This is a genomic window from Microbacterium excoecariae (assembly GCF_011326725.1).
In the GTDB taxonomy this organism is placed as follows: domain Bacteria; phylum Actinomycetota; class Actinomycetes; order Actinomycetales; family Microbacteriaceae; genus Microbacterium; species Microbacterium excoecariae.
The window spans coordinates 1,126,071-1,145,228 of sequence record NZ_JAANCO010000001.1 but is presented as its reverse complement, the minus strand read 5'-3'; the positions used below and the strand labels follow the sequence as shown (position 1 = coordinate 1,145,228).

The 19,158-nt window shown below is 70.4% G+C and carries 17 protein-coding genes; 7 read left to right on the top strand and 10 right to left on the bottom strand.

The annotated features are described in order from the left end of the window. Nucleotides 1-39: 39 nt before the first annotated feature. Nucleotides 40-1,080, top strand: a complete 1,041-nt coding sequence (gene rhaS, locus G8E01_RS05115; RefSeq protein WP_205827221.1) for a rhamnose ABC transporter substrate-binding protein — start codon at nucleotides 40-42, stop codon at nucleotides 1,078-1,080. A gap of 60 nt (nucleotides 1,081-1,140) precedes the next feature. On the opposite strand, the gene G8E01_RS05110 is transcribed toward rhaS, so the two are convergent. The 3 genes from G8E01_RS05110 to G8E01_RS05100 form a co-directional block, all read right to left on the bottom strand. Further along, nucleotides 1,141-2,463: a cryptochrome/photolyase family protein gene (locus tag G8E01_RS05110; RefSeq protein WP_166316745.1), complete on the bottom strand. Its 1,323-nt coding sequence runs from the start codon at nucleotides 2,461-2,463 to the stop codon at nucleotides 1,141-1,143. Nucleotides 2,464-2,529: 66 nt separating this feature from the next. Beyond that, on the bottom strand, nucleotides 2,530-2,985 hold the full coding sequence (locus G8E01_RS05105; protein WP_166316742.1) for a PPC domain-containing DNA-binding protein: 456 nt from the start codon (nucleotides 2,983-2,985) through the stop codon (nucleotides 2,530-2,532). Between the two features lie 24 nt (nucleotides 2,986-3,009). After that, the gene (locus G8E01_RS05100) at nucleotides 3,010-3,945 is read right to left on the bottom strand and encodes a LysR substrate-binding domain-containing protein (RefSeq protein ID WP_166316739.1); all 936 of its coding nucleotides are present in this window, start codon (nucleotides 3,943-3,945) and stop codon (nucleotides 3,010-3,012) included. 83 nt (nucleotides 3,946-4,028) lie between these two features. Here G8E01_RS05100 and G8E01_RS05095 point away from each other — a divergent pair, with 83 nt between their 5' ends. From G8E01_RS05095 to G8E01_RS05070, 6 genes are all read left to right on the top strand, one after another. After that, nucleotides 4,029-4,772 (top strand): SDR family oxidoreductase, encoded by a 744-nt coding sequence (locus G8E01_RS05095; RefSeq protein ID WP_166316736.1) that lies wholly within the window; start codon nucleotides 4,029-4,031, stop codon nucleotides 4,770-4,772. Nucleotides 4,773-4,817: 45 nt separating this feature from the next. Continuing rightward, on the top strand, nucleotides 4,818-5,681 hold the full coding sequence (locus tag G8E01_RS05090; RefSeq protein ID WP_166316733.1) for a transporter substrate-binding domain-containing protein: 864 nt from the start codon (nucleotides 4,818-4,820) through the stop codon (nucleotides 5,679-5,681). A 96-nt stretch (nucleotides 5,682-5,777) separates the two neighbouring features. Then, nucleotides 5,778-6,524: an amino acid ABC transporter ATP-binding protein gene (locus tag G8E01_RS05085; RefSeq protein WP_166319738.1), complete on the top strand. Its 747-nt coding sequence runs from the start codon at nucleotides 5,778-5,780 to the stop codon at nucleotides 6,522-6,524. 5 nt (nucleotides 6,525-6,529) lie between these two features. Continuing rightward, the gene (locus G8E01_RS05080; RefSeq protein WP_166316730.1) at nucleotides 6,530-7,174 is read left to right on the top strand and encodes an ABC transporter permease subunit; all 645 of its coding nucleotides are present in this window, start codon (nucleotides 6,530-6,532) and stop codon (nucleotides 7,172-7,174) included. Further along, a complete protein-coding gene (locus tag G8E01_RS05075) occupies nucleotides 7,171-7,815 on the top strand; it encodes an amino acid ABC transporter permease (RefSeq protein WP_166316727.1) in 645 nt (214 codons plus the stop codon). The genes G8E01_RS05080 and G8E01_RS05075 overlap by 4 nt, the downstream gene beginning before the upstream one ends. Nucleotides 7,816-7,915: 100 nt before the next feature. Continuing rightward, nucleotides 7,916-9,199 (top strand): flavin-containing monooxygenase, encoded by a 1,284-nt coding sequence (locus G8E01_RS05070; RefSeq protein WP_166316724.1) that lies wholly within the window; start codon nucleotides 7,916-7,918, stop codon nucleotides 9,197-9,199. A gap of 58 nt (nucleotides 9,200-9,257) precedes the next feature. Here the strand turns inward: G8E01_RS05070 and G8E01_RS05065 are convergent, their stop codons facing one another. The 7 genes from G8E01_RS05065 to G8E01_RS05035 form a co-directional block, all read right to left on the bottom strand. Beyond that, on the bottom strand, nucleotides 9,258-12,080 hold the full coding sequence (locus G8E01_RS05065; protein ID WP_166316721.1) for a glycoside hydrolase family 2 protein: 2,823 nt from the start codon (nucleotides 12,078-12,080) through the stop codon (nucleotides 9,258-9,260). Between the two features lie 133 nt (nucleotides 12,081-12,213). Then, on the bottom strand, nucleotides 12,214-13,632 hold the full coding sequence (locus tag G8E01_RS05060) for an aldehyde dehydrogenase family protein (RefSeq protein WP_166316718.1): 1,419 nt from the start codon (nucleotides 13,630-13,632) through the stop codon (nucleotides 12,214-12,216). After that, entirely contained in the window at nucleotides 13,629-14,570 is a 942-nt protein-coding gene (locus G8E01_RS05055; RefSeq protein ID WP_166316715.1) for a 5-dehydro-4-deoxyglucarate dehydratase, read from the bottom strand. Before G8E01_RS05055 ends, G8E01_RS05060 begins: the two co-directional genes overlap by 4 nt. Nucleotides 14,571-14,618: 48 nt before the next feature. Continuing rightward, entirely contained in the window at nucleotides 14,619-15,869 is a 1,251-nt protein-coding gene (locus G8E01_RS05050; RefSeq protein WP_166316712.1) for a glucarate dehydratase family protein, read from the bottom strand. Between the two features lie 4 nt (nucleotides 15,870-15,873). Then, nucleotides 15,874-16,788 carry a carbohydrate ABC transporter permease gene (locus G8E01_RS05045; RefSeq protein WP_166316709.1) on the bottom strand — a complete coding sequence of 305 codons (915 nt, stop codon included), beginning with the start codon at nucleotides 16,786-16,788 and terminating at the stop codon, nucleotides 15,874-15,876. Continuing rightward, nucleotides 16,788-17,741, bottom strand: a complete 954-nt coding sequence (locus tag G8E01_RS05040) for an ABC transporter permease subunit (RefSeq protein WP_166316706.1) — start codon at nucleotides 17,739-17,741, stop codon at nucleotides 16,788-16,790. Before G8E01_RS05040 ends, G8E01_RS05045 begins: the two co-directional genes overlap by 1 nt. Continuing rightward, entirely contained in the window at nucleotides 17,738-19,072 is a 1,335-nt protein-coding gene (locus G8E01_RS05035; RefSeq protein WP_166316703.1) for an ABC transporter substrate-binding protein, read from the bottom strand. The genes G8E01_RS05040 and G8E01_RS05035 overlap by 4 nt, the downstream gene beginning before the upstream one ends. Nucleotides 19,073-19,158 lie beyond the last annotated feature (86 nt).

The window sequence follows — 19,158 nt, the reverse complement described above, 5'->3', positions numbered from 1 at the left end:
CGGGTCCCGCCCGCGGCGCACTCCACGAAAGGTATAACAATGAAGTTCACTCTCTCGCGAGTGGCGGCTGGCGCAGCCGTATCCGTGATCGCCGCCCTTACCCTGGCCGGCTGCGCGGACACGAGCACCAGTGGCGGCTCCGGATCCGGCGAGGCCGCCAGCTCCGACGACCTCTCGATCACGCTCCTCCCGAAGAACCTCGGCAACCCGTACTTCGACGCCTCCGAGATCGGAGCCTCGGCGGCCGCCGAGGCTCTCGGCGCCGAGTTCGAGCAGGTGGGCCCGACCGAGGCGACCCCGGACGGCCAGGTCAGCTACATCAACACGGCTGCACAGCAGGGCCGCTCGGCCCTCGTCGTCTCGGCGAACGACCCGAACGCGATCTGCGACGCGCTCAACGAGGCCCGCGACAACGGGGTGACGGTCGTCACCTTCGACTCGGACACGAACCCCGACTGCCGCGACCTGTTCATCAACCAGGCCGACACGGCGGGGATCGCGAAGGTGCAGGGCGACCTCATCGCCGAGCAGATCGGCGAGGAGGGCGAGGTCGCCATCCTCTCGGCCTCCGCGAACGCGACCAACCAGAACACGTGGAACGAGGCGTTCATCGAGTACGTCAACGAGACGTACCCCGACATCGAGATCATCGACACGGTCTACGGCGACGACGAGGACCAGAAGTCGTTCGATCAGACCGCGGCGCTCCTGCAGTCCAACCCGGATCTCGCGGGCATCGTGTCGCCGACGACGGTGGGCATCGCGGCCGCGGCGCGCTACCTGTCCGACTCGGACGCGAAGGGCGAGGTGGCGCTGACGGGCCTCGGCACCCCGAACCAGATGCGCGAGTTCATCGAGGACGGCACGGTCGAGGCGTTCGCGCTGTGGAACCCGGAGGACCTCGGAACGCTCGCGACCTACGCCGCGGCGGCGGTCGCCACGGGCGAGATCGAGGGGGCCGAGGGCGACACCTTCAGCGCCGGCGATCTCGGCGAGTTCACGGTCGGCGCCGACGGCGTCGTCCTCCTCGGCGACCCGTTCGTGTTCGACGCGGACAACATCGACGAGTTCCAGTTCTAAGCGAACTGAGAATTCCGGGGGGTCGTCGCGTTCAGCGGCGGCCCCCTCTTTCGCGCTTCGTCAGATGGTGTCGTACGCGGCGAGCGCGCGCTCGCGGCTCGCCTTGAGGTCGACGAGCTCGGGTGTGAGGAGGCTGTCCGGCGCCCATTCCTTCACGTAACGGCCCTCGGGGTCGAACTTCTGCTCCTGCGTGCGCGGGTTGAAGATGCGGAAGTAGGGCGCGGCGTCGGCGCCGCACCCGGCGACCCACTGCCAGTTGAACGGGTTGCTCGCGGCATCCGCGTCGACGAGCGTGTCCCAAAACCACCGCTCCCCCACGCGCCAGTCGACGAGCATGTTCTTCGTCAGGAACGAGGCGGCGACCATGCGGACGCGGTTGTGCATGGATCCGCTCTGCCACAGCTCGCGCATGCCCGCGTCGACGAGCGGGTAGCCCGTCGTCCCCTGTTGCCACGCCGCGAGGTCGGCGGGATCCGGATCCTCCCACGGGAACGCGTCGAAGCGCGCGTTGAGCCCGCGGGTGTGGAGGTCCGGGTGGTGGAACGCGGTGTGCCAGGCGAACTCGCGCCACCCGAGCTCCGAGAGGAACGTGCCGACGTCGGCGCCGGATCGCCACGCCTCGTGCCACACGGTGCGGGGGCTGATCTCGCCCCACCTGAGGTAGGGCGACAGCCCCGAGACGGCGTCCTCGGAGGGCACGTCGCGGCCGGCGTCGTAGCGCGCGACCGCCCCGCCGAGGAAGTCCTCGAGGGCGGCGCGCGCGGCGTCCTCCCCGGGGGTCCAACGCTCGGCGATGCCGGTCGCCCAGTCCGGCGAGGTCGGCCGGAGCTTCCACTCGGCCAGGTCGTCGCTCTCGGGGTGCGCGTCGGCGGCCGCGAGCGTTGCGGGGGCCGGGAGCGGCCGCGCCGGCTCGGGCGCCTCCAGGCAGGCCCGCCAGAACGGCGAGTACACGCGATAGGGCCCGCCGGACTTCGTGGCGATCGTCCACGGCTCGAACAGCAGGCTCCCGGGGAAGGAACGCGCCTCGATCCCGTCGCCCCGGAGCGCCTCCTTCAGGCGCGCGTCGATCTCCCGCTCGGCGCCGTAGCGACGATTCCAGAACACGCGCGTCGCGCCCGCGGCGCGGACGACGGCCGGCACGACCTCCTCCGCCCGGCCGCGGCGGAGGACGAGCGCACCGCCGCGCTCGCGGAGCGCCGCGTCGAGTCGCTCGAGCGAGCCGTGCAGCCACCACTTGGCGGCTCCGCCCAGGGGGCGCGTCTCGTCCGACTCCTCGTCGAGGACGTAGAGGGCGATGAGGCCGTCGTCGTCCTCGGCAGCCGCGGCGAGCGCGGCGTGGTCGGCGAGGCGGAGGTCGTCACGGAACCACACGACAGAAGCCATGAGGCCACGCTAGACCTGCGCGAGGGGTCGAGCGAGCCGCGCGGCCGGGTGTGCACAAACCGCCGGTCACCCGAACCGCAGGCACGGAATCCCGAAGCTGGCCTGAACGGGCACGGAGCGGAACGGCGGCTCGAGCACCTCCTCGACGAGCACCTCCGTCGTGTAGTGCACGCGCGCGTCGAGCACGTGACCGGCGTAGGCGAGCGCGCCCTGGTCCTTGCGTCCGACGGCGGCGTGCACGTGCACGCGCACGTCCCCTTCGGGCCCGCGCGCGACAGAGCCCTGCGCCGTGCCTTCGACGTACGCCACCTCGATGCTCTCGGGGAGCGGGAGTTCCGGATCCGCCGGCGGCCCCTCGGCCCCGATGAGCCGCACCGAGCGGAACGCGCCGAAGAGCACCGGAATCAGGGCGGATCCGATTCCCTCGCGCGCGCAGAACGCGGTGATCTCGGCGAGGAGGTCCTCCCCCGGCTCCAAGACGAGAAGGAAACGACGACCGGCGATGAGCTCAGCGGAGTGCATGGGTCTATCCCACCACCGTCGGGCTTAGGAGGCCGCCTCCGCCGTCGCCGTCGCCTGCATCGCGGCGAGCGCTCTCGACCCCAGCGTCATGAACTCCCGTGTCGCGGGCGAAATCGACCCGCGCTTTCGCGTGATGAACGCGTAGTGCTCCTCCACGGGCGGCTCGAGCCGCGTCCACGTCAGCCCGCGTTCGCGCATCACGTTCCGACCGACATGGAAGGACACGAGCGAGTCGCCGATGTCCTGGGCCGCGAGCTCTAGCGCGTGCGTCTGAAACTCCACCTCGATCACGGGCTCCAGGACGACGCCCGCGGACTGGGCGCGCTCGAGCAGCATCGCGCGAAGCGGATCCGTCGTGGACCACCGGGCTTCAGAGAGGATGAGCTTGCGCTCGGCGAGCGTCGCGATGTCGATCCGGCGTGCGGTGTTCGCGGGGTTGCGGGACACGTACACGACCTGATCGACGAAGGCGGTCCGCGAGACCTGAAGCTCGCGCGCGTCGATCGGGAGCTGCACGAGCCCGGCCTCGATGCGCCCCGATCGCACGGAGTCAGCGACCTCCGCCGAATTCAGCCCCGTCACCTGGATCCGGACCCCCGGGTGGAGCGAATGGAACTCCCGAATGAGATCCGTCAGGAGGTAGAGGTGTGCGCTGTTGAAGGTCCCGAAGGACACTGTGCCCTCCTCGAGGGTGCGCACACGTCGCCCGAACTCGGCGACCTCCTCCGCGTCGCTAATCGTCTTCTCCGCGAGCGGCAGGAGCTGCTTGCCCGCGTCGGTGAGCATGACCCGGCGGGATGTGCGGGTGAAAAGGCGCACGTCGAGGCTGCGCTCGAGGACGCTGATCTGCTCGGACAGGCTCGGCTGCGCGATGCGATGCTCGAGCGCCGCCGCCGCGAATGTCCCCAATCGCGCGGCCGTCGCGAAATACTCCAGCTGACGAATCGTTGGTAGCGGCACGATGTCCTCCAGAAGGTTTTACCTATTGCTGTCATATCACAATGAGGATTGTCCTTTGTAAGCGGCGGTGCGTGAATGGACGTGTGCCAGACCAGACCAACGGACAGACTCCCCCCGCGACCGCAGGGGTCGCCCTCATCACCGGCGCCGCGAGCGGGATGGGCCAGAGCAGCGTGCTCCACTTTCTCCGCGAGGGGTGGACGGTGCTCGGCCTCGACATCACCGCCGCGACCGTCGAGGAGGACCTCCCCGGGACCCTCATCCCCCTGATCGCCGACGTCCGCGACCGCGATCAGATCGCGGCCGCCCTCGAGGCCGCGATCGGCGCGGATACCCCCATCGACGTTGTCGCCAACATCGCCGGCGTATACCCCCCGACGACGCTCGATACCTACACCGATGACGCGTTCCGCAAGGTGTTCGACATCAACGTCCTCGGCGTTCTCAACGTGACGGCCGCGGCCCGCACTCGCCTCGGGCGAGGCTCGAGCGTCGTGAACTTCGCGTCCGTCGACGCCTATGCGGTCTCGCCCGGACAGCTGCTCTACGGCGCATCCAAGGCGGCCGTCGTGATGCTGACCAAGTCGCTCGCACTCGAGCTCGCGCCCGAGGGCATCCGCGTCAATGGAATCGCCCCGGGATGGGTCGCGACCCCCGGCAACGCGGCCACCGGGCGCATGGACGCCGCGGCCGCGTCCATTCCCATCGGGCGCGTCGCGCAGCCCGAGGAGATCGCCGCCTGGGTATGGCTCATCTCCCACGGCACGCACGCCGCGTTCCTCACCGGTGAGACGATCGTGCTCTCCGGCGGCGACGTGATGCGCTGACCCCCAGCTTTCCCTCCCCCACCCGACACAGCTGAAGGATCCCCCATGAATCGACGCACCCCCCTCCTCGCGGCCAGCACCCTCGGCGCCCTGACGCTCTCGCTCACGCTCGCGGGATGCACCACGAGCGCTCCTGAGTCGTCCGTTGCCGCGGACTGCGAGCCAGCCCACGAGGGTCTCTCGACCTTCACCGACGGCACCCTCACCGTCGGCGTCCCCGAGAACCTGCCGTACTCCGGCACCACCGGTTCGGACGCGACGGGCGCCGATGTCGACGTCCTCAAGCTCGTCGCGGAAACGGAGTGCCTCGACATTGCCTTCGTGCCGATCACCTATGCCAACGGCATCGCGATGATCACGGAGCAGAACCAGACCGACATCATCACCGGCGGCTGGTACGTCACGGAAGAACGCGCGGAGCAGGTGGGCTTCACCTCCCCGACCCAGTACGACGCCATGGCGATCATCTCGGAGGACGGCATCGACACGGTCGACGAGCTCGAGGATGCGGGCGCCGTCGGATCCGGTGCCGGATTCTCCTGGGAGGCCGACACCTCCGCGCTCCTGGGCGACAACTACAAGAGCTACCCCGGAACGGTCGAGATGAAGCAGGACCTCGCCAACGGCCGCATCCAGGCCGCGCTCGACGGGTACGCGGTCGCGGTGGTCGCGTATGCGGACACCGACTACCAGGTCGCCACCATCCAGCCCGACGACCGCATCGCGGTCACGGAGAACCCGCCGATCATTTCCTTCCCGATCGATCCCGAGAACAGCGACCTCTCGGATGCGATCAGCGAGCTGATCGACACGTGGCGCGAGGACGGCACGCTCGCGGGCCTTCTCGACGAGTACGGCCTCGCGGACCTCATGGTGCCCGCAGACGTCGCCGAGACCTCGCTTCGTTAATCGCCACGGCGGGGCGGGCCCTGCGCCCGCCCCGCCCCCGAACAGAGAGGAACTGCTGTGCCCAGTCCCCTTCTCACGCAACAGCTCGACACGGCCATGGCCGGCGTCGAAATCTCCCACCTCTCGAAGAGCTTCGGGGACAACCTCGTCCTCGACGACATCTCGATGTCGGTCAAGCCGGGAAGCGTCACGGCTCTCATCGGCCCCTCCGGGTCGGGAAAAAGCACGCTCCTGCGTTGCGTCAACCTGCTCGAGACGCCGGACGCCGGACGGATCACGGTGGGAAGCCAGTCGATCGACGCGGGCCAGTCGGTTCCCCCCAAGGACCTGCTCGCGCTGCGACGGCAGATCGGCATGGTGTTTCAGTCCTTCAACCTCTTTCCGCACCAGACCGTGCTGCGGAACATCGCGTTCCCCCAGGAGAAGATCCTCGGCCGCAGTCGCGAGGAGGCGGAGGAACGTGCGCTCACTCTCCTCGAGCGGGTCGGTCTGCGCGACAAAGCCGACGCCCACCCCGCGCGGTGCTCCGGCGGACAGCAGCAGCGCATCGCCATCGTCCGCGCGCTCGCGCTCGGCCCGCGCGCCATGCTCTTCGACGAGCCGACGAGTGCGCTCGACCCCGAGGTCGGCGTGGAAGTGCTCGCCGTGATGCGGGAGCTGGCCGACACCGGTATGACGATGATCGTGGTCACCCACGAGATGCAGTTCGCGCGCGATGTCTCCGATCACCTCGTGGTGATGGCCGACGGCCACATCATCGAGGAGGGTAACCCGGCGGCGATCATGTCGGACCCGCAGCAGGAGCGCACGCGCCGCTTCCTGTCCGCGGTCATGGGGCGCTGATCCGCGTGCCGGAAGTCATCTCCGTCGTCCTCCTCGGCCTCCCGATGACGCTGCTCGTCACCGCGTTGGCCTTTGGGATGGGGCTCATCGGTGGAATCCCCCTGATGCTCGGGCTACGCTCGCGAATCGTCCCCGTGCGGCTCGTATTCCGCGTCTTCGTCGACCTCGTGCGCGGGGTACCGCCGCTCGTCTGGCTGTTCCTGCTCTACTTCGGCGTGTCCTTCGGTGCCGTGCGCCTCGACTCGCTCTCGGCCGCCGTCCTCGCCCTCGGCATCATCGCGTCGGCGTACCTCGCCGAGATCTATCGCGGCGGCTTCGCGACGCTCCCCGTCGGGCAGTCGGAGGCGGCCGCAGCGCTGGGCCTCGGGCGTGCGACGACGTTCGGTCGGGTGCTCGCGCCGCAGGCGCTCCGCACCGCCCTGCCCTCCATGACGGCGTTTCTCCTCTCACTCGTGAAGGACTCCTCGCTTGCGTCGACGATCGGCGTCGCGGACATGGTCTTCCAGGCGAACCTCTTCACGCGGCAGCACACGGCCGAGGGCGGGTTCACCGCGTTCTTCGTCGCGGCGGGGGTCTACCTCCTCGTGAGCGTGCCGGTCGCCATCTTTGCTCGACGCCTCGACACCCGCATGCAGAGGAGCCGCGCATGAACGCGCTCGATCACCTGCCCGAGCTCGGCGAGGGACTTCTCGTCAGCCTCCAACTCACGGCCATCTCCGTCGTGTTCGGCTACGCCCTCGGGCTCCTGCTCGCCATCGGAGTGACGTCTCCGCGAGGGTTCGTCAAGTGGCCCACCCTCGTGATCGTGGAGATCGGCCGCGGCATCCCCGCGCTCGTCGTCCTCTACATCGTGTACTTCGGCTTTCCGGCACTCGGCCTGGTGTTCGACTCGTTCTGGTCCGCCGCGATTGGCCTGACCATCACGGCGGGGGCCTACTCCTCGGAGATGATCCGCGCGGGCATCCAGTCCGTCTCCCGCGGCCAGACCGAGGCGGCCGCCGCGCTCGGCCTCACGGCGACGACGTCGTTCCTCCGGATCGTGCTCCCGCAGGGCCTGCGCTCCGCGATCCCGCCGCTCATGGGCCTCGCGATCATGTCCTTCCAGGCCACGTCGCTCGCCTATTCGATCTCGGCCGACGAGCTGATGGGCGCCTCCTATCGCACCGCGTCGGTCACCTTCGAGTACCTCGAGGTCTACGCGATCACGGGCCTGATCTACGCCGCGATCGCCGTCCCCGCCACGTGGCTGTCCGTTTTGGTCGAGCGTCGCCTCGCTCGAGGCCACGCATGAACGCGACGCGATTCTCCCGCCCCACCGGATCCCGGCACGACGCGCTGGTCGCCACCGCGGCACGCCTCGGCCCGGGTTCATCAGAAAGGAACTCCCCCTCATGACCACGTACTGCGTGATCGGGGCCGGCGCAGCCGGCCTCTCCACCCTCCACGCGCTCCGTCAGGCCGGGCACGAGGTCGACTGCTTCGAGCAGACCGACCGCGTCGGCGGCCACTGGAACACGGATTACGAGGCGCTGCACCTCATCACCTCGCGCGATCAGACGGTCTTCGAGGATTTCCCGATGCCGGAGTCGTACCCGTACTTCCCCCGGCGGGACGAGGTGCGCGACTACATCCATTCGTTCGCGCGCGAGCAGGACCTGCTCGATGCGATCACATTCGGAACTCGGGTGGCATCCGTCGTCCCCATCGCGACGGCCGACACTCCCGGATCCGCCGGCTGGACCGTGACCCTCGACTCGGGTGAGACCCGCACCTACGACGGCGTGTTCGTCGCCAACGGACACCTCTGGGACGCGAAAATCCCCGCGATCTCCGAGGGGTTCACCGGCCCGCAGCTCCACTCCAGCCAGTACCGCAACCCCGGTGACCTCGCCGAGGGGCGGGTGCTCGTCGTCGGGGCGGGAAACTCGGGCTGCGATCTCGCGGTCGACGCGGCGCAGCACCGGTTCGAGGTCGACGTCGTCGTGCGGCACGGCGTGTTCTTCCAGCCCAAGTCGTACTTCGGCGTGCCGCGTCAGGAACTCCCCTGGATGGCGCAGTTCTCCGCCGAGGAGCAGGACTTCATCGCCCGCATGCTCGCGCGCGTGTCCCTCGGCGAGCCGCAGGCGTACGGCCTCCCCGAGCCTCAGGAGCCCACGCTCGCCGAGGGGCGGGCCGTCGTCAATAACCTCCTGCTGTACTGGCTGCAGCACGGACGGATCCACGTCGCGCCCGGCATCGACCGCATCGAGGGACGCACCGTGTACTTCGAGGACGGCACGTCGCGCGAATACGGCACAATCCTGTGGGCCACGGGATTCCACTCGACGCTGCCGTTCCTGGACGATGCGCTCGTCCCGCGGCGCAACGGCGTGCCCCTCCGCTACGCCGGGGGCCTCGTCCCGCAGGGGCTCGAGAAGCTTTACTACATCGGGCTTACCGCGCCGCGCGGCCCCCAGATTCCGATCTACGGCATCCAGGCGAAGCTCGCGCTGAAGATGATCGCGCTGCACGAGTCGGATCCCTCGGGTTTCGCGGGGGTGCAGGAGCGGCTATCGCAACTGCAGGACGCAGATGACGTGATCGATATCGTCCGGACCACCTGGTTCGCGCAGCTCGAGGACACCGAGCGTCTCCTCGAGGCCTTCGCCACGGCGCGGGCGGGCGCGGCGGCCTGACACCACCGCACCCATCGCCCCCGGGCTGGCGGCACAGGCCACCCCGGGGGTTCGCCGCTCATCCCTCGAGGCGCCCGGCGAGGAGGGCGCGTACCTCCTCGGGGGCGAGGCTCGTCTCGGGGTCGAAGGCATCGCTCGCCAGGTAGCCCTCGAGGCTCGCGCGTAGCTGCCGGGCGACGAGGCGCTCGTCCAGGTCGGTCACGACGTCCGGGGTGCACACCATCAGGCGGCCCTCGCCGACCCGCGCCTCGACCACGAGTCCCAGGCGCCGCGCGTCGAACCAGCTGTCGATGGCCTGCACGACCGGCCGCATGTCGACGGCGGGGCCGGCGAGGTGCAGCGCTGTCGCGTCGTGCAGCAGCTCCCACCACTGCCAGTTCGTGTGGGGATCGGTCGGGAACCGCGCGAACGCCGGGTGCGCGGGGTCGCACAGGATCCCGAGCGTGTGCGGCGGCTGACCACTCGTCCAGGAGGTGTTCCAGAAGACGGGCGAGAATCCGAAGACCACCGGGGAGCGGAGGTCGTCCGCGCGCGGCACGAGCAGCACCCGACGCCCCTCCGCGAGCGCGGCCAGCGCCTCGTCCGCGCTCCGCGTCACGAGTGTCCCGTTGCCCTCGGGCGACACCGCCGGATACACCCAGATCTCCCAGTCGTTCTCCGCGACGACGCCCGGCGCCTCGACCGCGATGACGAGCCGGGCCCGCGTCGCGACGCGCACGCCCGCGAGCGATACCCGGATCGAGCCATACACGCGCGCGTTGCCGCGCTCGATGGTGCCGGGCTCGAGCATCCCCGACCCCAGCTCGCGGCCCGCCTCGTCGACGAGCCGCCACGAGATCGCCCCCGCGAGATCGCGCGGGCCGAAGTGCGCGACCTTCACGTCGGCCACGAGATCATCGGAGGCCGCCCACGTGCGGCGCTCGAGCAGCGCGAGGGGCACCGTCGGCCCGAAGAAGCGGGAGAACTCGGCCGCCGTGACGTACCCCTTCTCCTCCCAAAAGGCGTCGAGCACGCCGACCGGCGCCGTGCCCTGACCGGGGAAGTCGCTGAGCCCGAGGAGCTGGACGCCGCCGAAACCGCTCGTGCGCAGCAACGACTCGACCTCCTCCTTGTATGCCATGACCTGCAGCCGGCCGCTCGCGTGGAGCATGTCGTCGGCCTGCGCAAGCATCCCCGCGTCGTCCAGGAAGTCCCGCGCGATCTCGTAGTTCTTCGCGCGCATGAGTCCGGTGTACTTGTCGATCTCGCGCAGATTCGGGTAGGCGCACCACTGTCCGGACTCGTGCGTCACGATCGGGCGCTCCGCCCCGTCGACGAACGCCGCGTAGTCCGTCACCGTCTCGGGCGGGCGGGCGTTGATGCGGGATCCCATCCCCTCGCCCCACGCCTGGATCCGCGGGTCCGGGATGCAGTCGAAGTCGCTCACCGCGAGCCGCGGCCAGCCGCCCGCGGTCGTGTAGAGGCGACGCGGATCCCGGTGTCGGGCAAACGACACCCACCGTTCCAGGAAGGGCACGTCCGGCCCCTCGCGCGGCTCGTTGCCGTGCGCCATCAGGAGGAAGGACGGGTGGCTGCCGTACTCGACGAGGATCCGCTCGGTCTCGGCGTAGAGGAAGCCGTCGACGTCCCCGCCCTCCCCGATCGCGGCGCCCTGATTCGCCCAGATCGGCGCCTCGACCTGGAGGTAGATCCCGCAGCGGTCGGCCGCGCGGAACGCCGCCTCGGGCGGGCACCACGAGTGAAAGCGCAGATGATTGAGCCCGAAGTCGCGGCAGGTGCGGAAGATGCGCTCCCACGCCTCGACGTCGACGGGCGGGTATCCCGTGTCGGGGAACACGCAGCACTCGAGCGCGCCCCGCAGGAAGACGGCGCGGCCGTTGACGGCGATCTGGGTGCCGACGGCCTCGACCCGGCGCAGGCCGAACTCGGCGCTCCGCACGCTCGCCGGGACCGTGCCGCCCTCGGGGCGGAGGCGGGCGGTCAGCTCGTAGAGGAACGGGTCGAACTCGTCCCACAGGCGCGCGCTCTCCCCGAGCGGGAGCGTCGCCTCCACGCGGGCCGACGTGGTCTCTCGCCCCCGCGTGAAGCGCTCCGCCTCGACCACGACGGGCACCTCGATCGGGTCCGGCGCCGGGGCGTCTCCGAGCGGGCGCGCCGCAAGCGCGAGGGTCCCTCGCCCACCCGCGAGAGAGTCCGCCGTAATCGTGGCGCGCACCCGCACGCTCCGGGCGTCGATGTCCGGGTGCAGCTCGAGGGGCCCGAGGCGGAGGAGCGACACGGGAGTGAGCGTCATCTCGCCGAGGATGCCGTTCCACCCGCCCTGGGTGTGGTCCGAGACGCTGTGTGCGTTGGTGCCGACGTCGACGATCATCGAGTTGTCGACGCGGATGGCGATCGTGTGCTCGCCCGCGGCGAGCGCCGGCACGCGGAACCGGTGCGGCGCGGACAGGCTGCGGTCGGATCCGATCCGCTCGCCGTCGATCCAGACCGTCGACTCCCAGTGCACGCGCTCGAGGGCGAGGTCGAGCGGCGTGTCCGCGTGCTCCGGCCCGATCTCGATGCGGCGGAGGTACCAGATCCATCCGACATAGACGCGCTCGGGCTGGAGCCAGAACGGGACGCGGAAGTCGTCGGGCGTGCGGTACCGCGCGTATCGCTCGTCGGAGAAGAACGGGTGGTCGGTCACGGCCCCGACCCACGGGGTGTCGATGGTCGGGGCCTCGCCGATGCCCTGGGTCTGTGCGGATCCCGGGAGCAGGATGTCGTCGCCAGGACGATTCGCCGAGAACCACGCGTCGCGCTCGCCGACGCGATCGGGGTCGGCGAGCGCGGTCCACGCGCCGGAGAGGTCCAGAGGGTTCGGGGGAAGGTCGGGTGCCATGCCCCCAGTCAAGGCGGTGCCGGACCAGCGCGGAATGCACGCGTCGGTGCGGCACCTGGACGATCGGACGGTCATCCTGCCGTCCGCCACCCACGCCCGCGCGAGACCGCTCGCGCGGGCGTCGGCGGATCCGTCAGGCCAGCTCCAGGGCCCCGTCCACGCGGCGCGGCAGGCCGAGCGGGTTGTCGTCGCGGAGCTCGGCGGGCAGCAGCTCCGCGGGCGCCGTCTGATACGCCACGGGGCGAAGGAATCGCCGCAGCGCGCTGACGCCAACCGACGTGTGCTGGGAGTTCGTCGCGGGCCACGGCCCGCCGTGGTGCTGCGCCCAGCTCACCGCGACGCCCGTCGGCCAGCCGCCGAAGAGGACGCGGCCGCTGCGCTCGACGAGGCGGTCGACGACGTACGCGACGTCCTCGCCTGGCTCGTGATGGAGCGTGCCCGTGAGCGACCCCTCGGTCGCCGCGAGGGCGCGGTCGAGTTCCCGCCCATCGCGGTACCGGACGAGCAGCGTGACGGGTCCGAAGACCTCGCGCGCGAGCTCCTCCGCTCGTTCCACGAAGCGCTCGGCGTCGACGACGAGGAGCGCCGGATCCCCGGGCCCGGCCGCGGCGCGCAGCACCTCGACGCCGTCGACCGCGGCGTGCGCGGCGACGCCGTCGACGAAGGCGGATCCGATCCCCTCGGTCAGCATGGGCTGGCGCTCCTCCGTGACGACCGCGCGCAGCTGCGCGGGGAACGCCGAGCTCGCCGGCACGAACACGAGGCCCGGCTTGGTGCAGAACTGCCCGGCGCCGAGCGTGTACGACGCCGCGAGGCCCTCGGCGAGCTCCGCGCCGCGGGCCGCGGCGGCCCCGGGGGTGACGACGACGGGGTTCGCGGATCCGAGCTCCCCGAAGAACGGGATCGGCTCGGGGCGGGCCGCCGCCCGGTCGGCGAGCGCGCGGCCGCCGGCGAGAGAGCCCGTGAAGGCGGCGGCCCGGATCCGCGGGTCGTCGATGAGCTCGATGCCGGCCTCGAAGCCCTCGACAACGTCAAACATGCCGTCGGGCGCCCCCGCCGTGGCGAGCGCGTCGCGGACGATGCGGGCCGTGTGCCGCGACGTCTCCGGGTGCCCCGGGTGCGCCTTCACGACGACGGGGCAGCCCGCCGCGAACGCGGAGGCCGTGTCCCCGCCGGCGATCGAAAAGGCGAACGGGAAGTTGGAGGCGGCGTACACGGCGACCGGGCCGAGCGGCAGGAGCATGCGGCGCAGGTCGGGCGTGGGCGGCGTCGTCGACGGATCCGCGTGGTCGATCGTCGCCTCAAGGTAGGAGCCCTCGGCGATCGCAGCCGCGAACAACCGCAGCTGCGCCGTCGTGCGGGCGAGCTCGCCCACAAGGCGCTCCTGGCCGAGGCCCGTCTCGCCGCGCGCGAGCTCGACGAGACGGTCGGCGCCGTCGTCGAGGCCGTCGGCGACGGCCGCGAGCCACGCGGCGCGCCCTGGTCGGTCCGCGCGGCGCGCGGCGCCGAACGCCGCGTCCGCGCGCCCGACGATGTCGGCGACGGCGCTCACGCGGACACCAGCTTCCGGCCGTGCGCGAGGATCGCGGCGAGCTCCTCGACCTGCTCGGGCGTCGGGTCGCTCAACGGGGCGCGGACGCCGCCGACCGCGACGCCGGACGCGGCGAGGCCCGCCTTGATGAGCGCCACGCCGAACCCGGGCGTCGTGTCGCGCAGGCGGATCAGCGGCGTGTAGAACTCGTCGAGGAGCCGCGCCTGCGTCGCGGCGTCGCCGTCGCGATGCGCCGCGTAGAACCGCGACGCGATCTCGGGTGCCATGGCGAATGCCGCGGACGAGTACAGCGGCACGCCGATGGCCGTGTAGGAGGCCTGGCTCGCCTCGGCGGTGAGCAGACCGTTGAAGAACTGCAGGTCGTCCCGCCCGCGCCGCCGCGCCGCCGCGACGAACTGCTGCATGAGGGCGACGTCGCCGACGCCGTCCTTGATGCCGGCGAGGTTCGGCAGCGCGAGGAGCCGCTCGACCGTGGCCAGCGTGAGCGCGCCCTGGCCGCGGTGGTACGCGATCACGGGGAGCGACGTGCGCGCGGCGATCTCCTCGATGTACCGGGCAACGCCGTCCTGCGGGCCGTTCACGAGGTAGGGCGGGAGGAGGAGGAAGCCGTCGGCGCCGGCGCTCTCCGCGATCCGGATCATCTCGGCGGCCTGGCCGATCGCCCCGCCGACGCCCGCGATGACGGGGACCCGCCCGGCCACGGCGGCCACGCCCGCGCGCACGACCTGCTCGTACTCCCCCAGCGACAGGGCGTGGAACTCGCCCGTGCCGCACGCGACGAACACGCCGCCCGCGCCGTGCTCGACCCCGCCCGCGACGTGCGCGGTGAGGACGTCGACGTCGACCTCACCCGCGGGGGTGAAGGGGGTGACGGGGAAGAAGAGGACGCCGTCGAAGGCGAGGGTCGCGTGGGTGTCGCCCGCTGCGGTCGTGGTCATGGGGATCGTGTCTCCTGAGGGTGTGTCGAAAGAGGGTGCGGGCGGCGGTCAGAACCGCGGCAGCTGGGGGTCGAACGCGGGCTGGAACCGCCGGATGTATCCCGCGTCGTCGCGATCGCGCTGGGCGCTATCGAGGTAGACGCGGTGCTGGCGCTCAAGGGCGTCCTCGTCGAGCTCGACGCCGAGGCCGGGGCCCGTCGGAACGGCGATCGCGCCGCCGGTGATCTCGAGGGCGCCCGGGCGCACGATGTCGTCCTCGCGGTTCCACGGGTAGTGCGTGTCGCACGCGTAGGTGAGGGTCGGCGTGGCCGCGGCGACGTGCGTCATCGCGGCAAGTGAGATCCCCAGGTGCGAGTTGGAGTGCATCGACATGCCGATGCCGAAGGTTTCGCAGATCGCGCCAAGCTCGCGCGTGCGTCGCAGCCCACCCCAGTAGTGGTGGTCGCCGAGGATGATCTGGACGGAGTCCTTCTCGACCGCCTCGCGCACGTGTTCAAACGCAACGACGCACATGTTGGTGGCGAGCGGCAGGCCCGTGCGGGCGCGCACCTCGGACATGCCGTCCAGGCCGAGGACCGGATCCTCGAAGTACTCGAGGATGGAGCCGAGCTCGCGCCCGACCCGCTCGGCCGTCTCGATACTCCACGCGCCGTTCGGGTCGATCCGGAGCGGATACCCGGGGAACGCCTCGGCGAGCGCGCGGATCGCCGCGATCTCCTCGTCGGGCGGGAACACCCCGGCCTTGAGTTTGATCGACTCGAAGCCGTAGCGATCGATAAGGGTGCGCGCCTGCCGAACGATCCCCTCGGGGGTGACCGCCTCGCCCCACGCGTCGGGCTCACCGATCTCGCCCGTGACGGGATCCGGGTGGGCCGCCCACTTGTAGAACAGGTAGGCACTGTACGGCACGCGGTCACGGACCGCGCCGCCCAGCAGCGTCGAGACCGGGAGGCCGAGGATCTTGCCCTGCGCGTCGTGCGCGGCGACCTCGATGGGCGAGAAGACCGCGCGGCGGTCGCGGCGGGCGAGCGCGTCGTCTCCGCCGCCGAGCACCGCGTTGATGGCGGCCTCGATGCCGTTGAGGTCGAACACGCTCTTGCCGACGACCGCCGGGCCCGCGGCCTCCAGGCCGCGGATGAGCTGCTGCCCGCCGCCACCCTCGCCGAGGCCGACGATGCCACCGTCGACGACGAGACGCACGACGCTACGCAGCGCGAGGGGTTCGTGGAGGCCCGCGGCGTTCAGCAGGGGCGGATCCCGAAACGCGATGGGGGTCACGATGACGTCGCGAATGATCATGGATTCAGCCCTTCGTCGCGCCGGCCGTGATGCCACGGATCAGCGACTTCTGCATGAGGAGGTAGATGATGAGGCTCGGCAGGAGCGCGAGGAGCGCGCCGAACAGGAGCACGCCGCTGCCCGTCTGCGGGTCCGAGCGGAGGATGCTGAGCGCGACGGTCAGCGTGTAGTCGTCGGGCGAGTCCGCGGCGATCAGGGGCAGGAGGTACTGATCCCAGATCATCATGAAGCCGAAGATCGTCACGACGCCGAGGACGGGCTTGCACAGCGGCAGGATGATCGTCCAGAGCATCCGCAGCTCGCCCACGCCGTCCAGGCGCGCCGCCTCCTCGATCTCCATCGGGATCTCGCGCATGAACTCCGTCATGAGCAGGACGGAGAAGCCCCAGACGGCGATCGGCAGGATGACGCCCCACGGGGTGCCGCGGAGGTTGAGGCCGAGCAGCGGCACCTCGCCGATGACCTGCGACAGCGGGATCGCGATCATCTCCTCGGGAAGCATCATCGTCAGGAGGAAGAGCATCATGACGAACGACTGCCCGCGGAACCGGTGGCGAGCGAGCGCGTAGGAGGCGAGCACCGCGACCGCGATCTGCAGCACGAGGCCGCCGCCGACGATGAACAGGGAGTTCGCGAAGTAGCCCCAGATGCCCTTCTGCGTGGCGACCTGCGCGGGCACGAGCGACGGCTCGGCGGGCCACAGCGACAGGGTGGTCGAATCGTTCTGCCCGTCGAACGCGCCCGAGAAGATCGTGATGAACGGGACGACGAAGACGAGTAGCGCGAGCACGCAGAGGATCGTGCGCACGACGTTGGAAAAGCGCAGCCCGGGGCGCCACCCGAGGGCCGTGTCGAACTGCGAGCTCGTCTCGGACGCCTTCTCGCGGCGCGGACGGACGCGGAAACCGGCGGTGGTCATCAGGACTCCTTGCGACGGGTCGCGAACTGCACGACGAGGGTCAGGATCAGCGTGGTCACGAGCAGGAGGACGGACGCGGCCGAGGCGACGCCCAGATTCCCGGCGTCGAACCCGATCGAGAACACGCGGGTCATCCAGACCTCGGTGCTTCCGGCGGGGCCGCCGCCGGTCAGGACGTAGATCTCCGTGAAGATGCGGAGGCTGCGGATCGCGGCGAGCGTGAGCACGACCGCGATCGCGGGGCGCAGCGCGGGGAGCACGATGTAGCGCATGCGCTGCCAGGTCGTCACGCCGTCGATCGCGGCGGACTCGTAGAGCGCGCGGTCGATTCCCGTAAGGCCCGCGAGGATGATGACCATGTTGTAGGGCGCGCCCGTCCAGATGCCGACGATCGCGACCGACGCGAGCGCGGTGGACTCGTCACTGAGGAAGGGCTGCGCGGGGATCCCGACCAGGCCGAGGATTGTGTTGAGGAAGCCGGCCTCGGTGGGGAAGTAGATGATGCGCCAGATCTCCCCGATGACCGCGATCGCTGTAACGACGGGGAGGAACACACCCGTGCGCACGATCCAGAGCCGGCGGGTCTGCCCCTCGAGGAGGAGCGCGAGGAGGCCGCCGAGCGCGATCGCGCCCGCCGTCTGCACGACGGCGAGGAATACGGTGTGCCCGATCGCGTCGATGAAGCGCTGGTCGGTCACGACCGCGGCGTAGTTGTCGAGGCCGACGAAGATGTCGCCGAGGAACGGCTGCACCTTCATGACGCTCATCCGGAAGCCCTCGAACATCGGATAGAACTTGAAGATCGCGCCGAGGACAAGGCCCGGGACGAGGAACATCCACGGGATCAGCGCCCGCGAGAACCGGGCGCGGCGGGACGGGCCGGTGACCGGCCGGCGAGGCCGCCGTCGTCCGTTGACGACGACGGCGGCCTCGGTGGTCAGGTCGGCTGTCACGGGAGCAGACCGTCGGTCTCCAGCTGAGCGGTCAGCTGGGCGTCGATCTCCTCGAGCCCGGCGGGGATGTCGCTCGAGCAGTCGGCCATCATCGCGTTCATGCCGTCGGCCAGGATCTGGCGGTAGGGGATGAAGTTGATGTTCCAGGGGAAGGCCTTCGAGTCCTCGGCGTACGAGTCCGCCGTGATCCCCCAGCGCTCGTCGCCGGTGACCTCGGCCACGTCGACGTTCTCGTTGACGGGAAGGCGCACGACCGGCTTGGTCTGGATCCCGTCCTCGCCCTCGAAGATCGTCATCCCAATCTCCTGCGCCTCGGCGCTGATGAGGAACTCGGCGAGCGCCTGCTGCTCCTCGCTCTTCTCCGAGCTCGCGCCGAAGTAGATGTTCTCGCCCTCGGCGAAGGTCGTGGCGGACTCGGGGCCCTCCGGCATCGGAATGGCCTCGACGTTTTCCTGGCCCAGCTGATCGTCGCTCGATGCGATGTTGTACGGTCCGGTGAGCCAGATGCCCGCCGTGCCCTCGCCGAAGAACGGCGTCTCGGCCGTCGTGAGGTTGATCGAGTTCGGCACGACGACACCCTCGGTGCAGAACTGGTCGCGCATCCACTCCATGGCCGTCTCGACCTCGGGGGTGTTGATGGCCGAGGTGTAGTGGCCCTCGTCGTCCGAGGCGAGGATCTCGCCGCCGGCCTGCCAGATGTAGCTGTTGCCCCAGCGCGCGATGTAGCCGCTCTGCGCGGAGCCGGCGACGACCATGCCGTACGTGTCGTCCTGGCCGTTGCCATCCGGGTCCTCCGTCGCGAAGGCCAGCGCGAGCTCCGAGAGCTCGTCCCAGGTCGTGGGGACGTCGGCGCCGATGGCCTCGCGCCAGTCCTTGCGGATCATGACGATGTTCGCCTGGCGGGAGTAGGGCACGCCGTAATAGGTGCCGTCCGTGCCGAGGTTCTGCTCCCAGGTCGCGTCCGAGATCTCGTCGGCGCCCGCGAGCGCGTCGCGGTCGACGGGGAGGATGTAGCCCTGCGACTGGTACTGGCCCATGGATCCGGCGTCGTTGATGAAGACGTCCGGGAGGTCCTTCTGCGAGGCGCGGGCCTGCAGCTGCGTGTCGAACTCCGGAACGGGGGTGTACTCGACCTCGATGCCGGTTTCCTCCGTGAAGGCGTCGAAGATCGCCTCGTACGTCATGGCGTCCTCGGTGTTGCTCCGGGTCCAGACCTCCAGAGCCTCGGAGGAGTCGTCGCTGGGGGTCGACGAGCAGCCCGCGACGGAGATCGCGAGCCCCACGATCGCCGTGCCCGCAACGGCGCGGGCGGGCAGTCCGATAATCTTCATTGAGTATCCATTCATATACGCGAATGCTGTTCACGATTGAGAACGCGTGCTAGCGTATGGACACGGGCCGGGGTTGTCAACCGCCG

Bases quoted from the DNA above. Each gene is read 5' to 3' on its own strand.
- G8E01_RS05110 (WP_166316745.1), bottom strand. From the start codon at position 2,463: ATGGCTTCTGTCGTGTGGTTCCGTGACGACCTCCGCCTCGCCGACCAC.
- G8E01_RS05085 (WP_166319738.1), top strand. From the start codon at position 5,778: ATGGCCGGCGTCGAAATCTCCCACCTCTCGAAGAGCTTCGGGGACAAC.
- G8E01_RS05105 (WP_166316742.1), bottom strand. From the start codon at position 2,985: ATGCACTCCGCTGAGCTCATCGCCGGTCGTCGTTTCCTTCTCGTCTTG.
- G8E01_RS05045 (WP_166316709.1), bottom strand. From the start codon at position 16,788: ATGACCACCGCCGGTTTCCGCGTCCGTCCGCGCCGCGAGAAGGCGTCC.
- G8E01_RS05065 (WP_166316721.1), bottom strand. From the start codon at position 12,080: ATGGCACCCGACCTTCCCCCGAACCCTCTGGACCTCTCCGGCGCGTGG.
- G8E01_RS05075 (WP_166316727.1), top strand. From the start codon at position 7,171: ATGAACGCGCTCGATCACCTGCCCGAGCTCGGCGAGGGACTTCTCGTC.
- G8E01_RS05050 (WP_166316712.1), bottom strand. From the start codon at position 15,869: ATGATCATTCGCGACGTCATCGTGACCCCCATCGCGTTTCGGGATCCG.
- rhaS (WP_205827221.1), top strand. From the start codon at position 40: ATGAAGTTCACTCTCTCGCGAGTGGCGGCTGGCGCAGCCGTATCCGTG.
- G8E01_RS05090 (WP_166316733.1), top strand. From the start codon at position 4,818: ATGAATCGACGCACCCCCCTCCTCGCGGCCAGCACCCTCGGCGCCCTG.
- G8E01_RS05070 (WP_166316724.1), top strand. From the start codon at position 7,916: ATGACCACGTACTGCGTGATCGGGGCCGGCGCAGCCGGCCTCTCCACC.
- G8E01_RS05055 (WP_166316715.1), bottom strand. From the start codon at position 14,570: ATGACCACGACCGCAGCGGGCGACACCCACGCGACCCTCGCCTTCGAC.
- G8E01_RS05035 (WP_166316703.1), bottom strand. From the start codon at position 19,072: ATGAAGATTATCGGACTGCCCGCCCGCGCCGTTGCGGGCACGGCGATC.